Source organism: Aquimarina rubra (assembly GCF_042684305.1).
Classification (GTDB): domain Bacteria; phylum Bacteroidota; class Bacteroidia; order Flavobacteriales; family Flavobacteriaceae; genus Aquimarina; species Aquimarina rubra.
Genome location: NZ_JBHULE010000029.1, coordinates 1 through 1,009, shown reverse-complemented (window position 1 = coordinate 1,009; position 1,009 = coordinate 1). Strand labels below are relative to the sequence as shown.

At 26.9% G+C, this 1,009-nt stretch carries 1 protein-coding gene; it reads right to left on the bottom strand.

Annotated elements, in window-relative coordinates; all coding sequences use genetic code 11:
- Nucleotides 1–306: 306 nt before the first annotated feature.
- Nucleotides 307–870: a hypothetical protein gene (locus ACFSR1_RS19610; RefSeq protein ID WP_378294749.1), complete on the bottom strand. Its 564-nt coding sequence runs from the start codon at nucleotides 868–870 to the stop codon at nucleotides 307–309.
- Nucleotides 871–1,009 lie beyond the last annotated feature (139 nt).

Sequence of the window (1,009 nt, the reverse complement as noted above, 5' to 3'; positions counted from 1 at the left end):
TGATTTTCCTGATAATTTCATTTTGAAATGTTTTTTTTAGATTTCTCTAATTTTTGATTTTCCTTTATCCGTTTTCAGAGGAATTTATTGAAATTTCTGTTGCGGTTTGGAAATTGCTTACAACGGCTCGGCTATGGTTAGTACGGAAATAAATAAGCGATTAATTTCCGATTAAGCACTTAGCCAAAACTTTTTATTTTGTTTTAATTTTTCATTTTAAAGCCAAATCAAAAGATTTGGCGGACTTTATAAAAATAAACTAAACTTTGAATTAAGCACAAAAACCCGTATTAATTATAGGTTTTGTTATATGCTTTTTTCTATATATTCAAACTGTTTACCATAGAATTGTATTATTTCATATTTTCCTGTAATCAGAATCTGGTTATTCAGTATTTGAGTCTTAATTTGTATTAAATCATTAAAAAAACCAGGTTCTCTTATACCAAGAATATTCCATTTTTCTTCATCATTCATGTAATCTTCAATACTATGAATTATTGATTTCCCCTGTTCGTTGAAATTACCAATTGTATCAATTTTACTTAGAAATAAATAGCCTTTATTCATCCATTGATATAATTCAGAAATTGAGTCATTAAAAGATTTTTGTTTTTCACAAATTTGATTTATTAATTTGACAATTTCATTTTTATGAAGTTGAGCGTAATCAATACAGTTATCAAGTAATTGTTCAACGTTTTTATAGCTATCTTCATTTCTTAAGTCAAGAGATAAGAGTTCAAGATATATTTTTTCACCAAGTTCAGACTCTAAGTTTTGGTCATTGTAAACCCATTCTTGGAATTCTTTACTTGATATTTGTTTATTTATATAATTAGATAATATTTTACTTGTTTCTAATCTCATTTCTCATATGCATATAACGTTTAATATATGTGTCGTAGCAGGTCAAAATGTTACCCTATTTTCGACAAAAACTGCGCATTGGTTGCTAACTTTCACTTTTTGCAAGTATTGCGCCTTCATAAATATACAACTACCATTG